14 protein-coding genes are annotated in these 21363 nt (G+C 55.5%); 10 read left to right on the forward strand and 4 right to left on the reverse strand.

Annotated elements, in window-relative coordinates; genetic code table 11:
• The first annotated feature begins 101 nt into the window (after window positions 1-101).
• Window positions 102-1061, forward strand: a complete 960-nt coding sequence (locus tag LZU96_RS06990; protein WP_233987623.1) for an aldo/keto reductase — start codon at window positions 102-104, stop codon at window positions 1059-1061.
• 210 nt (window positions 1062-1271) lie between these two features.
• Window positions 1272-2615, forward strand: a complete 1344-nt coding sequence (locus tag LZU96_RS06995; protein WP_233988149.1) for a carbohydrate porin — start codon at window positions 1272-1274, stop codon at window positions 2613-2615.
• Window positions 2616-3103: 488 nt separating this feature from the next.
• Here LZU96_RS06995 and yegD read toward each other — a convergent pair whose 3' ends face one another.
• The 3 genes from yegD to LZU96_RS07010 all read right to left on the reverse strand — a co-directional run bounded on the left by yegD (window position 3104) and on the right by LZU96_RS07010 (window position 8636).
• The gene (yegD, locus tag LZU96_RS07000; protein WP_233987624.1) at window positions 3104-4456 is read right to left on the reverse strand and encodes a molecular chaperone; all 1353 of its coding nucleotides are present in this window, start codon (window positions 4454-4456) and stop codon (window positions 3104-3106) included.
• 75 nt (window positions 4457-4531) lie between these two features.
• On the reverse strand, window positions 4532-7867 hold the full coding sequence (locus tag LZU96_RS07005) for a diguanylate cyclase (protein ID WP_233988150.1): 3336 nt from the start codon (window positions 7865-7867) through the stop codon (window positions 4532-4534).
• A gap of 154 nt (window positions 7868-8021) precedes the next feature.
• Complete coding sequence (locus LZU96_RS07010) at window positions 8022-8636, reverse strand: phosphatase PAP2 family protein (protein ID WP_233987625.1); 615 nt, start codon at window positions 8634-8636, stop codon at window positions 8022-8024.
• Between the two features lie 277 nt (window positions 8637-8913).
• Here LZU96_RS07010 and udk point away from each other — a divergent pair, with 277 nt between their 5' ends.
• From udk to asmA, 3 genes are all read left to right on the forward strand, one after another.
• On the forward strand, window positions 8914-9555 hold the full coding sequence (gene udk, locus LZU96_RS07015; protein ID WP_031375322.1) for a uridine kinase: 642 nt from the start codon (window positions 8914-8916) through the stop codon (window positions 9553-9555).
• A gap of 83 nt (window positions 9556-9638) precedes the next feature.
• Window positions 9639-10220 (forward strand): dCTP deaminase, encoded by a 582-nt coding sequence (gene dcd / locus LZU96_RS07020; protein WP_031375323.1) that lies wholly within the window; start codon window positions 9639-9641, stop codon window positions 10218-10220.
• 15 nt (window positions 10221-10235) lie between these two features.
• The gene (gene asmA / locus LZU96_RS07025) at window positions 10236-12059 is read left to right on the forward strand and encodes an outer membrane assembly protein AsmA (RefSeq protein ID WP_233987626.1); all 1824 of its coding nucleotides are present in this window, start codon (window positions 10236-10238) and stop codon (window positions 12057-12059) included.
• Between the two features lie 13 nt (window positions 12060-12072).
• Here the strand turns inward: asmA and LZU96_RS07030 are convergent, their stop codons facing one another.
• On the reverse strand, window positions 12073-13644 hold the full coding sequence (locus LZU96_RS07030; protein ID WP_233987627.1) for a TerC family protein: 1572 nt from the start codon (window positions 13642-13644) through the stop codon (window positions 12073-12075).
• Between the two features lie 799 nt (window positions 13645-14443).
• Between LZU96_RS07030 and wbaP the strand changes: the two genes are divergently transcribed.
• From wbaP to LZU96_RS07055, 5 genes are all read left to right on the forward strand, one after another.
• Window positions 14444-15877 (forward strand): undecaprenyl-phosphate galactose phosphotransferase WbaP, encoded by a 1434-nt coding sequence (gene wbaP, locus LZU96_RS07035; protein ID WP_233987628.1) that lies wholly within the window; start codon window positions 14444-14446, stop codon window positions 15875-15877.
• Between the two features lie 290 nt (window positions 15878-16167).
• A complete protein-coding gene (locus tag LZU96_RS07040) occupies window positions 16168-17307 on the forward strand; it encodes a polysaccharide export protein (RefSeq protein ID WP_031375327.1) in 1140 nt (379 codons plus the stop codon).
• 9 nt (window positions 17308-17316) lie between these two features.
• On the forward strand, window positions 17317-17751 hold the full coding sequence (locus LZU96_RS07045) for a protein tyrosine phosphatase (protein WP_233987629.1): 435 nt from the start codon (window positions 17317-17319) through the stop codon (window positions 17749-17751).
• A 12-nt stretch (window positions 17752-17763) separates the two neighbouring features.
• A complete protein-coding gene (wzc, locus tag LZU96_RS07050; protein ID WP_233987630.1) occupies window positions 17764-19941 on the forward strand; it encodes a tyrosine-protein kinase Wzc in 2178 nt (725 codons plus the stop codon).
• 280 nt (window positions 19942-20221) lie between these two features.
• Window positions 20222-21361: an EpsG family protein gene (locus tag LZU96_RS07055; RefSeq protein WP_233987631.1), complete on the forward strand. Its 1140-nt coding sequence runs from the start codon at window positions 20222-20224 to the stop codon at window positions 21359-21361.
• Window positions 21362-21363: the final 2 nt, after the last annotated feature.

Consider the following 21363-nt stretch of genomic DNA (forward strand, 5'->3'; position numbering starts at 1 on the left):
CCTGTTCTGACATTAATCTCACCTCAATCGTCATAAAGGCGTTAATACGCTTTGCTATGCTCAGTAACAGACCGTTTCGATACACCACTAAGGAGCAGATAATGAGTCAGAATGAGACCCGACAGTTGGGCGACAGTGGCATTTCGGTACCGCGACTGACGTTTGGCGGCAACGTGTTTGGCTGGACCGTGGATCGGCCCACCTCGTTTTCGTTGCTGGACGCGCTGGTGGAAAAAGGGCTGTGGTTTATCGATACCGCCGATGTTTACTCACGCTGGGCGCCGGGAAATAAAGGCGGCGAATCAGAAACCCTTATCGGCGAATGGCTGAAGAAAAGCGGCAAGCGCGACAGTATCGTCCTGGCGACCAAGGTCGGGATGGAGCTTTCGCCGGAGAAAACCGGGCTGAAACCGCAATATATTCGTCAGGCGGTCGAAGACTCACTGCGGCGGTTGCAGACCGATTATATCGATCTCTACCAGGCGCACCGCGACGATCAGGACACGCCGCTGGCCGAAACCCTGAGCGCCTTTGACAGCCTGATCAAAGAGGGCAAAGTGCGGGCCATCGGGGCGTCTAACTACAGCGCGGCGCGATTGCAGCAGGCACTGGAGATCAGCGAGGCGGAAGGGCTGGCGCGTTATGAAACCCTGCAGCCGGAATACAACCTCTACGATCGTCAGCCCTACGAGTCGGAACTGGAGCCGGTGGTCACGCATCATGGTCTGGGAGTGATTAACTACTACTCGCTCGCCAGCGGCTTCCTGAGCGGCAAATACCGCCAGCCAGCGGATGCCAGCAAAAGTCAGCGCGGCCAGGGCGTAGTGGAAAAATATCTCAACCCGCGTGGCCTGAAGATCCTGGCGGCGCTGGATGCGATCAGCGAAGCGCATCAGGTTTCTCCGACCCAGGTGGCACTGGCCTGGCAGATTGCCCGTCCCAGCATCACCGCACCGATTGTCAGCGCCACCTCGCTGGCCCAGCTCGACGATCTGGTCGGGGCGACCCGGCTGACCCTGACGCCAGAACAGATTGAACAACTGTCACAGGCCAGTCGCTGACAGAACGGGGCCGCTGCGCCCCGTTTCGCCTTACTCTTCTTACGCTTCGCCTCTTCTGTCGAAAGAGTAACCACACTGCGATCCAGCTCACACTTGCACGAATAAACTGCCCGGTTGACGAATCGTGCGCACGTATTTACAAAAATTGAACTTTCCTCAGCACTATTCTCTGCGGGTCATTCCCCCGTAACTCACATAAGAATAAGCATGATGAAAAACAAACAAGCAGAACAGCGTTTTCCGCTGCGCCGTGTGGCAACCGGCACCCTGATTCTGGCGATGTTAACCGGCCAGGCGATGGCCGCTGACGCGCTGAGTCCTGATTCAGAGTGGATGTTTGGTGACTGGGGCGGTTACCGAACGCAGCTGCAGAACGATGGCATTAAATTTGACGTCAATTACACCATGGAAAGCGCCGCCAACCTGGGCGGCGGTGCCGATACCAATACCACCATGCGTTACAGCGATCAGTGGTCCTTCGGCACCAATTTCGATCTGGAAAAACTGCTGGACTGGCAGGATGCGGAATTTCAGATGACCATCACCAACCGTGACGGGCAGAACCTGTCGGAGCAGGTGGCGGACAAGCGCACCGGAATGCTCTCGTCGGTGCAGGAGGTCTATGGTCGCGGTCAGACCTGGCGTCTGACTCAGTTCTGGTTGCGGAAAGGGCTGTTTAACGATGTGGTCGATCTGAAAGCGGGTCGGGTCACGGTCGGTGAAGACTTTGATAACTTCGACGGCAACCTGTTCCAGAACCTGGCGCTGGGTAGCGGCCAGGCCGGTAACTGGCGTGGCGATCGCTGGTTTAACTGGCCGGTTTCTCAGTGGGGCGGCCGAATCAAATTCAATATCACCCCTGAAGTTTTCTTCCAGGTGGGATTCTATAACCAGAACCGGGCAAACTACGATCGCGGCGATGGCTTCCGTCTCGATACCAGCAATTCTGAAGGTAATCTGGTGCCGGTCGAACTGGGCTGGAAACCGACGCTCGGCGCGCAAAAACTGCCGGGTAACTACCGCATCGGGTATTACTACTCGTCAGCCAATGGCGATGTCTATGGCAGCTGGCGCAACGGTGCCTATCAGGACCAGGATCACGCCTACGGCGGCTACCTGCTGTTACAGCAACAGCTGACGGCGCAGGATGGCGATGTGAATCGCGGTCTTGGCGTGCGGGTTCAGGCGGTGATGAACGATCACAAAACCTCAAAAACCGACAACTATCAGTCGATCGCCTTTACCTGGAAAGGGCCGTTTGATGCGCGTCCTGACGATGAGATTGGCGTCGGTGCGGCACGCATTCACGTCAACAGCGACTACACCCGTTCGCTGCGTCAGCAGAATGAGGCCAACGGCGAAAGCCGTTTTGACAGCCCGACCTATCTGCCGATTCAGGATGGCTCAGAATATAACTACGAGGTCTATTACAACGCGAAAGTGACCAACTGGATGTCACTGCGCCCGAACCTGCAATATGTGGTTGCGCCTGGCGCGGTCAGCGAAGTAAAAGATGCGTTTATCGGCGGCATCAGCGCCAATATCGCGTTCTGATCCTGAGTTAAAACGGCACAGGGAAGTGCCGTTGAAATTGCTCCCTGAGCGTGCTCGTCGTTATCCGCAAATAAAACGGCATTCACGGGTGTAGCTCGTCAGTTAAGCAGCAGGTGATAACGCAGTCTGGTGCCGCTCAGGGGCTGGCGGTCCTCGCGCCGCTGCGCGGTACCTTCACTTCATTCGTCTGCCTGACGGACCGCCGGGGATGGCACATCCTGTGCCGCCCCGCCTTTCGCCCGCGTCCTGCGGACTCTCCTGGCCAATGTTCAGCGCTGCGGATTGCCTGCCCCTGATCGGCCCCAGCCTGCTCTGAAACTTCAGTGCGTGTTGTTAAAAAGGGCAGCAGCAGAGGTGCTCTGGCCCGCACGCCTGCACGCCTGCTTACAAAAAAAGCTGCCACGTCTGACCGTGACAGCCTTTGCACATTTAACCTTAACTGATCGGCATGACACTCACAGGTGCCGTTTTTTTATTGCAGATCAAGGTTAACGGAACATCACTTCTGCCCAGCGGGCCAGTCCTGCGGTTACCGAGGCGAAATCATCGCCGCCGGCAATCGGGGTATCAGGCAGCGCCTGCTGCAGTGCTGCACGCAGCAGCGGCGAGCGCGCACTGCCGCCGGTCAGGTAGACCACATCTGGCTTGATCTGGCTGGTGGCTCGCGCCAGCTGAACCTGCTCAAGAATTTTCTCCAGCGGCTGATTAATGGCCTCCTGCAACAGGTTGACGCTGATATCCGCCTGCAGCGTCGCCGCGACAAAGTCGAGGGATGCCGCGTGCTGCGCGCTGTCCGACAGGGCGATTTTGCTCTCTTCAGCCGCCCGAACCAGCCGATAACTCAGTTTCTGCTGCCACACTTTCAGCAGGCGCGCCACCACGTCACTCTGCTCGGCGTCGCGCACCAGATCGCGCAGCAACTTACCGCAGGCGGCGCTGTAAAACTCGCTCTGCGCCGGAACATCGTTAATCGCCACCGCATTCCACCACGGCAGGGCAGGCAGGGCGATGCCTTTCTGAGTATTGCCGCCGAGGCCGAGCAGCGGCATCAGGGTTTTAAACGCCAGCATAATATCGAGATCGTTACCGCCAACGCGGCAACCGCTGTGGCCCAGCAGGCTTTCGCGGCGATCGGCTTTGTCACGCCACTGCGGGCCCATCAGTAACATCGAACAGTCGGTGGTCCCGCCGCCGATATCGACCACCAGCACCCGGGTTTCCTGCTGCAGGGTGGCTTCAAAATCGAGACCGGCCGCTACCGGCTCAAACTGAAACTCCACGTCGCGGAAGCCGGCCCGCTGCGCGGCACGCAGTAAAATGCCCTGCGCCTGCTGGTTGGCCTCTTCACTGCCTAAGCCCTGGAAGTTAATCGGACGGCCAATCACCGCCTGATCGATCGGCTGATCGAGCTGGCTTTCGCCCTGCTGACGGATGTGCAGCATCATGGCGCAGACCAGATCTTCAAACAGGGCGATCTGCTGCGGCTTCAGGCCGCTGGCACCGAGAAAGGATTTAGGGGATTTTACGAACCAGACATCTTCGGGATCGACCATGTAGTGCTGCAGGGCGGTCAGGCCGAACTGCACACTGTTGGGCAGCACGTCGATATCTTCTTCGCGGTTGAAACGCAGCGCGCGCTGCAGCAGGGCGGTGGTTTCACTGTCGGGCGTGGGCACCTGATGATGGCGATAGAGCCATTCGCTGACGGACTCACGGGTCGGCGCACAGATCATCGACGGCAGCAGGCGCTGGCCGTTTTCCAGCGTTAACAGACGCGGCGCGCCATTTTCACTGACGGCTATCGAACAGTTAGCCGTGCCGTAATCGAATCCTATGAACATTTTCGCCCCCATGCCGGAAAAAAGGGGGCGACTTTAACGCAGCTTTAACAGGGTAGCAAGCGCTCAGCGGCGGATTTAACGGATGGCAAAAAAGCGCGCTTCAGCCAGTACGCTCAGCGGCTGACGTTCGGCCACCGCACTGCCCCAGACGCCGTCGACGTCCAGGCTGGCCAGCGCGGTCAGCACCGCCGGCACCGACACCGGACCGGCCAGCAGGGCGATATTGCGCTGCGATGCCTGACCCTGAATGATGGTCAGCAGCATCTCATCCATCAGATTATTGTGTACATTGGTCACCAGTTCCGGCGCCAGCACCAGACAATCGACCAGTTCATCGCTGAGCTGATTAAAGGCTTCAAGATTACGCCCGAACTGCTGTAATACGATGCGGCAGCCGCACTGACGCAGTTGCAGCAGGGCGCTGTGCAGCTGTTCGCCCTGACTTAACACGCTGGCGGTCTGGAAGGCGAAGCCACAGCGGCTGTCGGTCAGGCCCGCTGCGTCAAAGCGGCGACAAAGCTGCCGGACAAAATCCGCATCGCTGAGTGCCTGAGCATTCAGCGGCAGGATCACCGGGATGCCTTTTTCATTCAGCCCCTGCACGTCATGCTGGAAAAAAGCATTGAGAATTTTATTGTCCAGCTGCCGCCGCAGCGCCTCATCGGGCAGGTTATTGCGCAGCAGGGTTTCATCCACCAGCAGGCCATCGGGCGTCAACAGCTGTACGTCGAGAAGCCAGAGAAAGGCGGACTGTGGCGTTTTCGGCGGGGCAACCGCCCAGGCGGGCAGTTCAATCTGCAAGGAGTCGATCATCGCGGCATCCAGCCCCTGATGATTACCCGCCAGCGGCATCCGGTGCTGCTCATAGATCATGTAACGGCCACGTCCGCTGCGCTTGGCGTTATAACAGGCGATATCCGCCTGCGACAGTACATCACTGCTCTGGCAGTTGTCGGGCGAAATCTGGGTGACACCGGCGCTGGCGCCAACATGATAGAGCCGCCCCAGCCACTGAAAACGGTAATCGTTGACCGTGGCCACGATGCGCTGAATCACCTCGTGCGCCTGCTCAACCTGACAGTCAGGCATCAGCAAGGCAAACTCATCGCCACCCAGCCGCGCCAGGAAGTCACTGCTGCGCAGATGATGCTGCATCAGGTCTGACAGTTCGCGTAACAGCGCATCGCCCGCGGCGTGACCGGCGCTGTCGTTGACCGCTTTAAACTTATCAAGATCGATAAACACCAGCACGTGCTGATGCTGATGTTCCGCCGCGTCGTACAGCAGACGTTTTAACTGGTGCTCAAAGCTGGCGCGGTTAGGCAAACCGGTCAGGGTGTCGTGCAGCGCACTGTAGCTCAGCCGCTTCATCAGTTTGCGCGACTCGCTGACATCCTGAATCACCATTACCGCGCCCTGTTCCAGCCCGGCTTCTGAACGCAGCGGAGTGATGCTGTAATGAATGTCGATATGGCCGCCATCCGGGGTATGCAGCACCAGATCCTCGGCCAGATCGGGCGTAATCTTTTCGCGTGGCAACTGACACAGCAGCAGGTTTTCCACTTCCGGCCCGTTGCGGCCCTGAGTAATGTGCAGCAGTTCGCTGAGCGGTTTACCCGCCGCCTGTTCCTGCGTCCAGCCGCTCATCTTTTCCGCCACCGGATTCATAAAGGAGACCTGCATCGCCTGATTGGTGCTGATGACGGCCTCACCGATGGAGCCAAGCGTGATCGCCATGCGCTCTTTCTCCTGAAACAGCGCCTCGTTCAGATTGCGTAATGGAGTGATGTCCTGGCAAATACCGAGCATCCGCTCAATTCGTCCCTCTTTACTGAGGATGCGGTTAGCCTGAGTGCGTATCCAGCGCTGACCGTCAGCGTTAACCACGCGGTACTCCATATGGAAAGCGCTGCGCAGTTCGATCGCCTGCTGTACCGTCAGGGCGGCATGTTCCCGATCGCCGGGATGCAGCAGATGCACCCACAAATCGTAACTGGGCGACTCATGAGACGCCAGGCCAAACAGCGCATACATCCGTTTGTCCCATAACATCTCGCCGGTCAGCAGGTTCCATTCCCACACGCCGATTCCGCCCGCCTCATTGGCCAGCGTGATCCGCTCCATCAGCCGCCGGTTAACCTGTTCACTCTGTTTCAGCTCGGAGATATCGATGATCTGGGCAATCAGGTAGAGCGGCACATTGTCAGTATCACGGACCAGCGACACCGTCAGCCGGGTCCAGACAATCTCACCGTCTTTGCGGAAGTAACGTTTTTCCATCGTGTAGGTGTAGATCTCGCCGCTGAGCAGTTTACTTAGCTGCTGCAGATCGTTGCTGAGATCATCAGGATGGGTGATCTGCTGAAAGGTGAGTCGTCTCAGTTCCTCTTCCGGATAGCCCAGCGTCTGGCAGAGCGAATGGTTGACCTGCAGCCAGCTGCCTTGTGGCGACACCAGCGCCATGCCGATTGCCGAGTACTCCATTGCGTGACGAAAACGGGTTTCGCTCTCGCTGATGTGATTTTTCTCGCGGCGAAACGCATCCATCACCAGCGACATGATATGGCTGGGGATCAGCACCAGCAGGAACGGCAGCCAGCTGGAGACCGGTCCCAGCGCACTGTTATTGTTCACCACGCTGACCAGGCTAAGCGCCAGCAGCATCGACATAAAACTGGCATTGATGAAGAACAGCACAAAAGCCTGCAGCTTAGGCAACCGGACGGCGCACCAGAACAGGATCACCACAATAAAGGTGAAGGGCCACGGCAGAAAGCGCAGAGCCAGATAACTGGCAATCAGCGTGACCGCCAGCGTCAGGAAAAATTCGGTCAGGCGCCTATCGCCTATCTGGCTGCGGCGTAGCGGCCACGGCAGCAGCAGCAACATCGGGCCCAGCACCAGCATCCCGATGATTTCGGAGATCACCCAGGTATAAAAGAAGGGGAACGAGGCGTGACCACTGACCTGCAGTACCCATAGCGCCATCAGCCCACCGAGCACCGGGGTTAACACGCCCACCGAAAGCACCAGCCGCGCCCAGTCATGCAGCGAACTGAGCGGTGCGCGCCGATCGAGTAATGCCCGCAGCAGGATACCGCCGAGGCCCGCCTGCAACAGATTGAGCAGGGCGAATTTAATATTCGACAGCGCCGGTCCGATGATTAAAGCGTTGGCACAGGCGGTACCGATGACACAGGTGGTCAGATAGAGCGGAAGCTGACGCGACGGACAGCGGAAAACCACCACCGTCATCACGGCGGTCGGAAACCATAGCGGCGAAATTTTACCGCTGACGACGATCAGTTCGAGGCAGAATAGCGTCAGAAAAAACACCAGGCAGCCGAGCAGAAGTGCGGGCAAAGCGTGCTTTTGCGGTCGGTTGTGCAGGGTGGGGATCTCAATGGTCATGCAGACGTCCGGCAGGGCGCACGCATTCGCAACGGCGAAATATGCACCAGTCATTCTCTTTCAGCATGCTAGCACATTCAGCAAAGAAAAAAGGGGCGAAATCAAAGTTGCCCGTTATTCGACGAATTGACGGGCATAGAAAGTTAACCTTTGATTACTGTCGGAAAAGATCGGCGCGGGTATAGGGCTTTTCCATGCCGGCCAGGCTGGCGGAGAAACGTTCGAGGAACTGCTGGGTTGTCGCGACCCGACCATGACCTAACAGCACAAATGGCACTAACAGTGCGGCACCCACCTGAGGCCAGCTGAACCCTTTGAGGGCGGTACGCCGCTGGGAAATCAGGAACGCCGTACTCAGGGTAAAGCCGAGCAGCAAGCCGGTCGCCACTTCACTTTTCGAGTGCGCATGGATCACCAGACGAGAGAAGCCCACCATCAGCGGGATCATATAGCCGACGCCAATGGCGAAGCCGCGCCATAAGGCGGACCAGCGGCCTGAAATCAGCCACAGCATCACCGGCCAGAGCGTCGCAGACATCGCGCTGTGACCGCTGAAGCCGGTAAAATTAAAGCGCGCACTGCCAATACCAAAGCCGAGAAACAGAATTTTTGACAGGCTCACCAGCAGTCCGGCCAGGCCAAAGGCGACAACCCAGTAGAGCACCGTACGGCGGTTATCGCTTTTCCACGGCAAAATCAGCGCAATAATTACCGCTGTTGGAATCAACAGCATGCTGTCGCCAAAATAGGTCAAGGTCTTCCAGAGCATACAACTCCTGATAGGATCGTTCGTTCGCGCCGGGCAGCCACGCGTTCAGCGCACCGCACCGGCGAATTTATCTGTATTACAGTCTGACCTTAGTTTATCGGTGAAATGAGTGGCGTCCAAAGGAGAAAGTCTGAAAAGTCACGGACGCCATTTCTCTGGCATCAAAACGCCGAAATCCCTATACTTAGCGCGAACACACCCTCTCCATTTCGGCCCGTCATCTGGATGCGTAATGCGTGACCAGTGGCAGGCTCCAGTTATCAGGTCTTAAAAAAGTATGACTGACAAGTCTCATCAGTGCGTGATTGTAGGCATTGCCGGCGCTTCCGCATCCGGTAAAAGTTTAATTGCCAGCACGCTCTATCGTGAAATCCGTGATCAGGTAGGTGACGAGCATATCGGGGTTATCCCGGAAGATGCTTATTACAAAGATCAAAGTCACCTCACCATGGAAGAGAGGGTTAAAACCAATTATGACCATCCGAGTGCGATGGATCATGATTTGCTGTTACAGCATTTACAGGCGGTCAAAGCCGGTCAGGACATTGAGCTGCCGGTCTACAGTTATGTAGAGCACACCCGCACCGCAGAAACGCTGCACCTGAAGCCAAAAAAGGTGATTATCCTTGAAGGCATTCTGCTGCTGACCGACGCGCGCCTGCGCCAGGAACTGAATTTTTCGATTTTCGTCGATACGCCGCTCGATATCTGCCTGATGCGCCGCATGAAGCGTGACGTCAATGAGCGTGGCCGTTCGATGGACTCGGTGATGAGCCAGTATCAGAAAACGGTTCGCCCGATGTTCCTGCAGTTCATTGAGCCGTCAAAACAGTACGCCGATATCATTGTGCCGCGCGGCGGGAAAAACCGTATTGCCATCGATATCCTGAAAGCCAAAATTAATCAGTTCTTTGAATAATTCACATCTGTCCGGATAGGACGCGAACCGGCGGCACGCAGTCTGGCGCCTGTTCGCTACACTTACGTCATGGAGTTAGCGCAATGAGATTATGCGACCGCGATATTGAAGCCTGGCTGGATAATGGCAAGCTGGCCATTGAGCCGCGTCCGCCGGTTGAGCGGATTAATGGCGCCACGGTCGATGTGCGGCTGGGCAACCAGTTCCGCACCTTTAGCGGCCATACCGCAGCTTATATCGATCTGAGTGGACCGAAACATGAAGTCAGCGCGGCGCTGGATCGGGTGATGAGCGATGAAATCGTGCTGCCGGATGGTGAAGCCTTTTTCCTGCATCCCGGTGAACTGGCGCTGGCGGTGACGCTGGAGTCAGTGACGCTGCCGGACGATCTGGTCGGCTGGCTGGATGGCCGCTCCTCCCTGGCGCGACTCGGGCTGATGGTGCACGTAACGGCGCACCGCATCGATCCTGGCTGGCAGGGGCGCATCGTGCTGGAGTTCTATAACTCCGGTAAACTGCCGCTGGCTCTGCGCCCTGGCATGTTAATCGGCGCGCTGAGCTTCGAGCCTCTTTCCGGCCCGGCTGCCCGTCCTTATAATCGGCGTGAAGATGCAAAATATCGTGGTCAGCAGGGTGCTGACGCCAGCCGTATTGATAAAGACTGATTTACTGAGGATGTAATGAAGAGAGTGATAACCACGCTGGCCATCCTGTTAGTGGTGGTCGTAGCGGGAATGACCGCACTGGTGCTGCTGGTAAATCCCAACGACTTTCGTGCCTATATGGTGCAACAGGTTGAACAACGCAGTGGTTATCAGCTTCAGGTCAGCGGCGATCTGCGCTGGCACGTCTGGCCGCAGCTGAGCATTCTCGCGGGCCGCATGAGCCTGACCGCGCCCGGAGCCAGCCAGCCGATGGTGACGGCTGACAATATGCGGCTGGATGTCGATCTCTGGCCGTTGCTGTCGCATCAGCTTAGCGTCAGCCAGGTGATGCTGAAAAATGCTGTGGTGCGGGTCACGCCCGACAGCGCGGCGCAACCGGCAAAAAACGCCCCTCAGGGACCGCGTGATGCGGAGCCTTCTTCGCCTGCAACCGGCTGGTCATTTGATATCGGCCAGCTGCGGGTGGCCGACAGTCTGCTGATCTGGCAACAGCCGGGTGGCGACGAATATAACTTCCGCAACTTCAATCTTAACCTGGAGCAGGATGCGCGTAAGCAGGCGCAGCTGACGCTCAGCACCAGCCTGACGCGCAATCAGCGCACCGCCGTGGTCAGCCTCAATGCTCAGCTGGATGCCGCGCAATATCCGCATCGCCTCTCGGGCCAGATCGCGCAGCTCGATTACAACGTATCCGGCGCTGATCTGCCGGCGCAGGGAATAAAAGGCACGCTGAGCCTGCAGGCGGACTGGAACGCCGACAGCCAGCAGTTCGCCCTGAACCATCTGCAGTTAACCGCCAACGACAGCGCGATGACCGGTCAGGCCGAGGGCCGGCTGGCACTGCCGCAGCGGCTGGCGCTTACGCTCAATGCCAGCACCCTGAATCTGGATAATTTACTGGCCAATTCTCCGGTTGCGGCTGCGCCAGGCGCGCAGCGGGCAACGGTGGCTCGCTCGCCGGTGATTGCCCAGCCGCGTGAGAAAAGTAACGCCGATTCCCCGCTCAATACTCTTGATCTGGCATTAAAGGTGCAGGCTGAGAATGCGGTCTGGCGCGGACTGCCGCTGACCGGCCTGACGATCGACGCCACTAACCAGGGCGGATTAATGACGATTAACACCCTGAAAGGCAATCTGGGTCAGGGGAGTTTTTCGATTCCGGGCAGCATCGATATCCGCCAGCCGCTGACCCACGTCAGCCTGCAACCTCAGCTCAATGCGATTGCTATTCAGCCATTGCTGAAAGCCTTTGAACTGCCGGAAAGTCTGCAGGGCGCAGTGAGTCTGAGCGGTAATCTGGCCGGTGACACGCTGAGCGTGGATGAGGCGAAGCGCAGCTGGCAGGGCAGGGCGGTAATCAGCGCCACGCAACTGCAGCTAGCGCAGATCAATCTGCAACAGATGGTGCGTCGGGCAGTGGCGCGGGTGAGCAATCGTGTCACCAGCGACGACCAGCCGGATCAGGGCATCGATCAGATCAGCGGTCAGGTGGCACTGAACCGCGGCGTGCTCAGCTTCAGCCAGCTCAGCGGTAACGGTCAGCAGCTGGCGCTGCAGGGTGACGGTAAAGTGAATATGGTCGAGCAGCAGCTCGACGTGACGCTGGGACTGAAAATCAGCGGCTGGCAAGGCGACGAGGAGCTGGTGGCGGCGCTTGCCGATCAGGCGATCCCGCTACGGATGTATGGCAGCTGGAACGATCTGCAATATTCATTACCGGTGGATGCGGTGTTGCGGGAACGGCTGCAGAATGAGGCGAAATCACGGTTAGATAAGTGGATCGATCGTCAGCAGGATAGCGACAATAAACAGAATATGCAGAAACTGCTGCGCCCGTAACGGGCGCAGCGGGTTACACCTCGTAATCGATCGCCGGTTGTTGCAGGATCTCAACTTTCTGCACCCGGTGATTTTCTACCTGCAGCGTCCGCAACAGATAATCACCCATCTGCACCTCTTCACCCTCCTGCGGAATATGCTGCAACCGATCCATCAGTAATCCCGCCAGCGTATGATAATCACGCTGCTCTTCCAGCGGCAATTTCACATACAGCGCCAGGTCATCCAGCGGCATATGGCCGTTAGCGATCCAGTGCCGCTCGCCCTTGATCTGAATATCGTAACGGGCATCAATCTCGCCCGCTTCATTCGGCAGGTTACCGGCGATGGTTTCCATCACATCGCTGAGAGTCACTACGCCCTCAACCGACCCAAACTCATCGACTACAAAGGCAAAATGGGTATGGGCCTGGCGAAACTGTTCCAGCGCCTGCAACAGCGTTAAACGTTCAGGGAATACCAGCGGCTGGCGAATCAGCGCCCGCAAATCCAGCGAATGATGATGCAGCGACTGGTGCAGCAGGTCGATAACGTGCACCACGCCGAGCGGCTCGCTGGAATGCTCGGTAATCAGAATACGGGTATGCTGGTTGCGGTCGAGCCGCGCCATGATCTCCGCCGGGTCCTCACTGAGATCGATATGCTCGACGTCATGCCGCGAGGTCATAATGCTGTTAACGTGGCGCTGGCCCAGTCCCAGCACGCGGGCAATCATCACCCGTTCCTGGCGGTTAAACAGCATATTGGCGTTACTGTCGGCAATCAGCGAGGAGGTTTTCGCATCCAGTTCTGCCGGTTCCGCTTCTCCGCGCAGCAGGCGCAGCACCGCCTCGGCGGTACGCTGACGTAACGGCCGGCCAGCCGACAACACCCGCCGGCGATTATACTGCGCCAGCTGGTTCAGCGCCTCAATCAGCACCGAGAAGCCGATCGCCGCATAGAGGTAGCCTTTAGGAATCGCGAAGCCAAAGCCTTCCGCCACCAGGCTGAAGCCAATCATCAATAAAAAACTCAGGCAGAGGATCACGATGGTCGGATGGCTGTTCACAAAGCGGGTCAGGGGCTTGCTGGCCAGCAGCATCAGCAGAATGGCAATGGTGACTGCAATCATCATTACCGGCAGATCATTGACCATTCCGACCGCAGTAATCACCGCATCCAGCGAGAAAATCGCGTCCAGCACCACGATTTGTGCGACCACTGGCCAGAATTTAGCGCCGCCTTTTTGTTGACCGGCCTCATCATCGTGCCCTTCAAGGCGGCTATTCAGCTCGGTTGTGGCCTTAAAAAGCAGGAAAATCCCGCCTGACAGCAGCAACAGATCGCGCGCACTAAAGGCGTGACCCGCCAGTGTGAGCCACGGTTGGGTCAGGGTAACCAGCCAGGAAAGCGAGGCCAGCAGTAATAAGCGGCACAGCAACGCCAGCAGCAGGCCAATCACCCTGGCCCGGTCGCGCAGTGCCGCAGGCAGCTTCTCAACCAGAATGGCGATGAACACCAGATTATCAATACCCAGCACCAGTTCCAGAACGATTAGCGTCACTAATCCTGCCCAAAGCGACGGGTCTGCAATTACCTCCAGCATGAGGGGTTCACCTGAATGTCATTAATTGAGTTTTGTCTGATGATAGTGGAGTGTCTCGCTGGCTACAAATGCCGGTGCAGGTGGAAAATCGTCTTACCAGAGAAATTAACAGTAATTAATCTCTCTCTACATTCATGACCATTTGATTAAATCGGCAGAGAGTTTTGCATAAGAAGTGGCACAGAAGCATTGCTGAATGCGCGATATCTTGCTGCGCTGCTTATGCGATTTATCCTAATGGTGACATGGCATTAATCTGAATTATGAAAAAAGGATTGCACTTCGATTGCATGACGAGGAGGGCGCCATTACTAATGGCTGGTAGTCTTTTTCCTAAAATAGTACAGGGATGGCGGGGCCTACTTGTAAACAAGCCAGTAATAACTAGTATAGCAACGAGTTTGCAAAAGTCTGCGCCAAAGTCGTAATTCGCGTGACCAATCGACGTCAAATGTTATGAATTGTGATCTCGTCCGATAACTACTGCATTAAGCGCCAATACGACGCCCCGTGCAGAGCAATATGAATGATGACAGCGGTATTGGCAGCGACAGCCAAGGGCGGTAGCGTGCCTGAATCGCGTTTATCGTTTATTAAATGACCGCTGTTACGGTCGATTAAAGTCAGAGTAATCTGTTGGAATTAATCACAATAATGCTGGATTTATGGTTAAGATCGTTGGCGTAAAGGCCGCAGGAGCTCCCCTCAGAAACGGCTCAGTCCTGAGAATTTATACCGCTCAATAAATATACAGGCGAGAGACGTGGCGGGTTTAAGGAAATAAAATAAAGAGTTAAATATGCGCGATACTGAATTTACGTTTAAAAGTCTTATCACCAAATTAATGCTGGCTTGCTCAGACTTAATTTGTTTCAACGCAGCGTTTTTTGTGGCGATGATGCTAATTAATATGCAGTCAGAATCGCCGCTGGCAGATATTTCTGAAAAAGAAATGAATTTAAAAATTGCCACTCACATTTGCCTGTCGGTAATTTGTATTGGCTGGTTCTGGGTAAGGCTGCGTCACTATACCTACCGCAAACCTTTCTGGTTCGAATTAAAAGAAATTTTTCGTACCATTCTTATTTTTTCAGTGATTGATCTGTCGATTACCGCATTGTCACAATGGCAGATGTCGCGGTTCGTCTGGTTGCTGACCTGGGTGCTGGCGCTTATTTTCATTCCGACCTGTCGCGCGCTCTCTAAACGTGTGCTGAACCATTACGGTTTGTGGAAAAAGCAGACCATCATTATCGGCAGCAGCAAAAATGCTCACGAAGCCTGGCAGGCGCTGCAGAGCGAAGAGGTGATGGGTTTTGACGTGATCGCCTTCTACGACGTCGATGGCACTTGTCCGCAGAGCATCCTCGATGGCGTGCCGGTACTGCGCGATGAGCAGGAGCTGTGGAGCCTGACCAGCAGCGAAACGCAGTTTATCGTGGCGGTAGAGTTCGAACAGAGTCAGTACCGTGATAAGTGGCTGAAATCACTGGCGATGCATAATTGCCGCTCCGTTTCAGTGATTCCTACATTGCGTGGCGTGCCGCTTTATGGCACTGATATGGCCTATATCTTCAGCCATGAAGTGATGATCCTGCGGGTACAGAACAATCTGGCAAAACGCACTTCGCGTTTCCTGAAGCGGGCATTTGATATCGTCGGTGCGCTGTCGATTATCCTGATGCTGATGCCGGCGCTGCTGGTGCTGGGCTTCCTGGTTGGCCGTGATGGCGGACCACCGATTTATGGCCATGAGCGTGTCGGCATGAATGGCCGTAAGTTCAAATGCCTGAAGTTCCGCTCAATGGTGATCAATTCCAAAGAGGTGCTGGAAGAAGTGCTGCGCACTGACCCGATTGCACGCGCCGAGTGGGATAAAGATTTCAAACTGAAAAATGATCCGCGTATCACCAAAGTGGGCCATTTTATCCGTAAAACCAGCCTTGATGAGCTGCCGCAACTGTGGAACGTGGTGCGCGGCGACATGAGCCTGGTCGGTCCCCGTCCCGTAATTGAAGATGAACTCTGTCGTTATGCCGGTGATGTTGATTATTACCTGATGGCAAAGCCAGGCATGACGGGATTGTGGCAGGTCAGCGGTCGTAATGATGTTGACTACGAAACCCGCGTCTATTTCGACTCGTGGTACGTGAAAAACTGGTCACTGTGGAATGACATCGCCATCCTGTTTAAGACAGTGGGTGTGGTGTTGAAGCGAGACGGTGCGTATTGATTGTGAGGCGATAAGAGCGTGTTAACCGCATGCTCTCGTGGTTCGGTGCCGTTGTCAGGCGTGTCGTTGTTAGCGGCCATCGTCAGGGAGAACGCAGATTGTCATTACCGAAGCGTAATGCTCTGCTACTGTTATTCCGCCCTGATAGATGGTTACTACTTATAACAATTGGAGCAAAGGATAATGAACGACAGGTTCAGTGCTTAATTAAGTTAGTTTTACTTTTTGTTGGACGCTTACACAGCGGCGTATTCGCCTCTATCAATCAATAACTGATAGCGAAGATCTAAATGATTACAATCAAAATGAAATTGATACCCTTGCTGGTATCCGCCACTTTTCTTAGCGGGTGTACGATCGAACCAGGTCAGCGCCTTTCCACATCGGGAAAAGATGTCATCGAGCAGCAGGACAGCAACTTTGACATCGACAAGTACGTCAACGTCTTTCCGTTAACCCCAACGCTGGTTGAGAAAATGCGTCCTAAGCCGCTGGTGGCTCAGGCGAATCCTTCTCTGCAGAACGAAATTCAGAACTATGAATACCGTATCGGCATTGGCGACGTCCTGACTGTCACCGTCTGGGATCACCCGGAGTTGACCACGCCAGCCGGTCAGTACCGTAGCGCCAGCGACACCGGTAACTGGGTACATTCCGATGGCACGATTTTCTACCCTTACATTGGTAAAGTCCGCGTAGCGGGCCGGACCGTGGGTGAAGTGCGTAACGAAATCGCCCGTCGCCTGGCACAGTACATCGAAAGTCCACAGGTTGATGTCAGCATCGCCTCGTTTAAATCGCAGAAGACCTACGTGACCGGTTCAGTGACCACCTCAGGTCAGCAGCCGATTACCAACGTGCCGCTGACGATTCTGGATGCCATCAACGCCGCAGGCGGCCTGGCAGCGGATGCGGACTGGCGCAACGTGGTGCTGACGCACAACGGTCGCGAACAGCGCGTGTCACTGCAGGCGCTGATGCAAAATGGCGACCTGAGTCAGAACCATCTGCTCTATCCGGGCGACATTCTGTACGTTCCGCGTAATGACGATCTGAAAGTGTTCGTGATGGGTGAAGTGAAGCAGCAGGCGACCCTGAAAATGGATCGCAGCGGCATGACGCTGGCGGAAGCACTGGGCAATGCGGCCGGGATGGATCAAACCACCTCTGACGCCACCGGTGTGTTCGTTATCCGTCCACTGCGCGGCACCGATCGCAACAAGATTGCCAACATCTATCAGTTGAACACCAAAGATGCGGCATCAATGGTCATGGGTACTGAATTCCAACTGGAACCGTACGACATCGTCTATGTCACCTCCACGCCGCTGACGCGCTGGAACCGTGTGATCTCGCAATTACTGCCAACCATTGCGGGTATCAACGATGTGAGCGAGAGCGCACTGCGTATCCGCAACTGGTCAAACTAAGGTTTCACCATGATTACGTCCGTGTTAGTCGTTTGCGTCGGCAATATCTGCCGCTCTCCGACCGGAGAGCGCCTGTTTAAACGCGCATTACCCAACACCCGTGTCAGTTCTGCTGGTCTGGGCGCCCTGGTGGGGCGTCCTGCCGATCAGACTGCCAGCGACGTAGCGGCCGCACATGGTCTGTCGCTGGAAGGGCATCAGGCTCAACAGCTGACGGCCGAAATGTGCCGCAACGTCGACCTGATCCTGGTGATGGAGAAGCGTCAGATTGAACAGGTGAACCGCATTGACCCGGCCGCGCGTGGCAAAACCATGCTGCTTGGGCACTGGCTCAATCAGAGAGAAATTGCGGATCCGTACAGAAAAAGCCGTGAGGCCTTTGAAGAGGTTTACGGGTTACTGGAAAACGCTACCCAGAAATGGGTCAACGTATTAAGCCGATAGTTGGGATTATCCATGAATATAAAAAACAAGGTCAGAACCGCGCCGGGAGAGGATTCAAATGGATGGGATCTGGCGCATCTTGTGGGACAGCTTATTGATCATCGCTGGATCATTGTTGCCGTTACCGCTTTCTTTATGCTGGCGGGCACGCTCTACACACTGTTTGCGACACCGATTTACAGCGCCGATGCGTTAGTACAGGTTGAGCAGAAAAATGCCAGCACCGTACTGAACGAACTGGACAGCATTCTGCCACCGACGCCAGCCTCAGATACTGAGATTGAGATTCTGGAATCGCGCATGGTGATCGGCAAAACCGTTGACGATCTGGGTCTGGATACCGTTGTCGAGCAGAACTATTTCCCGGTTATCGGTAAAGGTCTGTCACGTCTGATGGGCAACAAACCGGCTAACATCGCGATTTCGCGCTTGGAAATTCCACGCACTATCGACAAACGTAACGTTGAGCTGGAAGTGACCGGTCCGGACAGCTACACCGTGTCGAAAGATGGCGATGAGCTGTTCAAAGGTAAAGTGGGTCAGCTGGAGTCGCACGGCGACATCACCATGCTGGTGAGCGAGATTCATGCCGACGAAGGCACCAGCTTCACCGTGACCAAGCTCAACAATCTGCAGGCTATCCGCTCGGTGCTCTCTAACCTGACCGTTGCAGACAAAGGTAAAGATACCGGCGTACTGGGTCTGGAATATCTGGGTGAAGATCCTGAGCAGATCAGCAAAGTCCTGAACCAGATCGTGAATAACTATCTGTTGCAGAACGTTGAGCGTAAGTCAGAGCAGGCAGAGAAGAGCCTGGAGTTCTTACGTACCCAGCTGCCGCAGGTTCGCGCCAAACTGGATGAAGCGGAAGACAAGCTGAACACCTTCCGTCGTGAGAACGAATCAGTTGACCTGTCGCTGGAAGCGAAATCTGCCCTCGACTCCTCGGTCAGCGTGCAGAGCCAGTTGAACGAACTGACTTTCCGTGAAGCCGAAGTCTCTCAGCTGTTTACCAAAGATCACCCGACTTACCGCGCACTGCTGGAAAAACGCAAAACGCTGGAAGGTGAGCAGGCTCAGCTGAACAAGAAAATTTCTGGTATGCCACAGACTCAGCAGGAAATTCTGCGTCTGACCCGTGACGTGCAGTCCGGTCAGGAGATCTACATGCAGCTGCTGAACCGTCAGCAGGAGCTGGGCATCAGTAAAGCCAGCACCGTGGGTGATGTTCGCATCATCGATGGCGCGGAAACGGCTAACTCGCCAGTGGCACCGAAGAAGCTGCTGATCATCGCCGCCAGCCTGATTTTTGGTCTGTTCGTGTCGGTGGGTCTGGTGCTGCTGAAAGCGCTGCTGCATCACGGCATCGAAAACCCGGATCAGCTGGAAGAGCTGGGCATGAACGTCTACGCCAGCGTTCCCCTGTCGGAATGGCAGCGTAAGAAGGATACCGAAGCGCTGGCACGTCGCGGCAGCAAGGTGAAAACCGATCCGCACGAAACGCTGCTGGCATTGGGTAATCCGACTGACCTCTCTATCGAAGCGATCCGTAGCCTGCGTACCAGCCTGCACTTCGCAATGATGGAAGCCAAAAACAACATCCTGATGATCACCGGTGCCAGCCCGGGTATTGGTAAAACCTTTATCTGTGCCAACCTGGCGACGCTGGTGGCGAAAGCGGGTCAGCGCGTACTGTTTATCGATGGCGACATGCGTCGTGGTTACACCCACGAACTGCTGGGCGCGGATAACAAATCGGGTCTGTCCAACGTGCTGTCCGGTAAAACGGAGTTCAGTCCGGCGCTGATTCAGCAGGGCGTTTACGGTTTCGACTTCCTGCCACGTGGTCAGGTGCCGCCGAACCCGTCTGAACTGCTGATGCATCGTCGCATGGGTGAGCTGCTGGAGTGGGCGAGCAAGAACTACGACTTGGTGTTAATCGATACGCCACCGATTCTGGCGGTTACCGATGCGTCAATTATCGGTAAGCTGGCCGGCACCTCGCTGATGGTGGCGCGTTTCGAAGCCAACACCACCAAAGAAGTGGACGTCAGCTTCAAACGCTTTGCCCAGAACGGTATCGAGATTAAAGGTGTGATCCTCAACGCCGTGGTGCGTAAAGCTGCCAATGCGTATGGCTATGGCTACGACTATTACGATTACGAATACGGTAAGCCAACCAAAAGCTAATCACTGAGTGGATAGGGGCGGTCTGACCGCCCCTTTTTATCGCCCCTTTGAATGACGACACGCATCAATTTACACAGGTAATTCTGTCAAAACCCACATAAGCGATGAAGGTATAAATCGCATGGCGAGCGTCACTCAACAGAATTCATCACCAGCATGGCATCAGCCTGTCGCACGCCCGCAACGGCAGTCGCGTCAGGCACGCTGAGAGGTCAGCCGGGAAGGCAATCAGCGTCGCCGACTGTTGGCATGAGAACTTGTGGAATTAAGGAATCACACCATGGCTCCATATTGGTATGTATCAGGGTTTTTACTGGTGATTTCGCTGGTTGAACTCCTGCTGAAAAAAGACGAACGAACCAACCATCTTCTGACCTGGTTGCTCTGTATCGCGACCGTGACGCTGATTGTGTTCGGCGGTATTCGCGGCCTCGGCACCGGAATGGATGACTACCAATACCGCAACTTCTTCGAAGATTTTATCCGGCGTATTCAGGTTAACGGCTTCTTTAATACCGTGGCATTCTTCCGCTACGAGCCGCTGATCTTTGCGATTGCTACCCTGACCAGCCTGATCTCTCATAACGCCAGTACCTTCCTGTTTGTCTTTTCGATTCTGGCGGTGGGCACCAACGCGATCTTTTTCAAAAAGATGTCACCCTATCCGGTGATGGCGCTGGCGCTCTATTCGGCGCACATCTTTATCAACAAAGATATGAACCAGATTCGTTTCGGCCTGAGTTCAGCGCTGTTCCTGGGCGTGATCTGGGCGCTCTATCTGCGGCGTTACTGGATGGCGACCGGCTTCTTTGTCCTCTCCTTTCTCAGTCACAACACCGCCGTCATGGTGGTGACGCTGATCCCGTTCCTGTTTATAAGTGAACGCCGCTTGTGGCCGATTCTTATTATTGTGCTGAGTATCCCGGCATCAAAAGTCGGGGGAATGGGCTTTGTATCGGTCATTGCCGGCCACCTCGGAGCGTTAGGCGAAAGGGCAGCCAACTACAACAACGACAATTCAGCCGCGGCAACCACCGGTAGCGTCTTCTCGGTTTCCAACCTGAAGAACGTCGCGCTGGTGTTTATCTTTGTCTACTTCATGCTGAGCAACCAGCTTAAACGCGACAATTACAACGCCTGGCGACTCAACTACCTGTTGATCATTACCTTTGCGATTGGCGGTGGCATCAGGATCTTCTTCTACAACTACTCATCCGGCGCACGTCTGTCGAACTACCTGCTGCAGGTGGAGCCGATCATTCTGACGCTGTTGATCTACCAGTCGAAGCGGGTCTGGAAACCGGCGATGTTTGCGATGTTTGTCTTCTTCCAGATGTACTACCTCTACTACAACACCATCTCACTCAAGCAGGCGGTGGTGGGGTATGAAGTAGCGCGTGAATTTAAACTGATCCACTGATG

It is taken from the genome of Pantoea agglomerans (genome assembly GCF_021397715.1).
GTDB classification, from domain to species: domain Bacteria; phylum Pseudomonadota; class Gammaproteobacteria; order Enterobacterales; family Enterobacteriaceae; genus Pantoea; species Pantoea astica.

Bases quoted from the DNA above. Each gene is read 5' to 3' on its own strand.
- LZU96_RS06990 (WP_233987623.1), top strand. From the start codon at position 102: ATGAGTCAGAATGAGACCCGACAGTTGGGCGACAGTGGCATTTCGGTA.
- LZU96_RS07040 (WP_031375327.1), top strand. From the start codon at position 16,168: ATGATTACAATCAAAATGAAATTGATACCCTTGCTGGTATCCGCCACT.
- asmA (WP_233987626.1), top strand. From the start codon at position 10,236: ATGAAGAGAGTGATAACCACGCTGGCCATCCTGTTAGTGGTGGTCGTA.
- wzc (WP_233987630.1), top strand. From the start codon at position 17,764: ATGAATATAAAAAACAAGGTCAGAACCGCGCCGGGAGAGGATTCAAAT.
- udk (WP_031375322.1), top strand. From the start codon at position 8,914: ATGACTGACAAGTCTCATCAGTGCGTGATTGTAGGCATTGCCGGCGCT.
- dcd (WP_031375323.1), top strand. From the start codon at position 9,639: ATGAGATTATGCGACCGCGATATTGAAGCCTGGCTGGATAATGGCAAG.
- wbaP (WP_233987628.1), top strand. From the start codon at position 14,444: ATGCGCGATACTGAATTTACGTTTAAAAGTCTTATCACCAAATTAATG.
- LZU96_RS07045 (WP_233987629.1), top strand. From the start codon at position 17,317: ATGATTACGTCCGTGTTAGTCGTTTGCGTCGGCAATATCTGCCGCTCT.
- yegD (WP_233987624.1), bottom strand. From the start codon at position 4,456: ATGTTCATAGGATTCGATTACGGCACGGCTAACTGTTCGATAGCCGTC.
- LZU96_RS06995 (WP_233988149.1), top strand. From the start codon at position 1,272: ATGAAAAACAAACAAGCAGAACAGCGTTTTCCGCTGCGCCGTGTGGCA.
- LZU96_RS07005 (WP_233988150.1), bottom strand. From the start codon at position 7,867: ATGACCATTGAGATCCCCACCCTGCACAACCGACCGCAAAAGCACGCT.
- LZU96_RS07055 (WP_233987631.1), top strand. From the start codon at position 20,222: ATGGCTCCATATTGGTATGTATCAGGGTTTTTACTGGTGATTTCGCTG.
- LZU96_RS07010 (WP_233987625.1), bottom strand. From the start codon at position 8,636: ATGCTCTGGAAGACCTTGACCTATTTTGGCGACAGCATGCTGTTGATT.
- LZU96_RS07030 (WP_233987627.1), bottom strand. From the start codon at position 13,644: ATGCTGGAGGTAATTGCAGACCCGTCGCTTTGGGCAGGATTAGTGACG.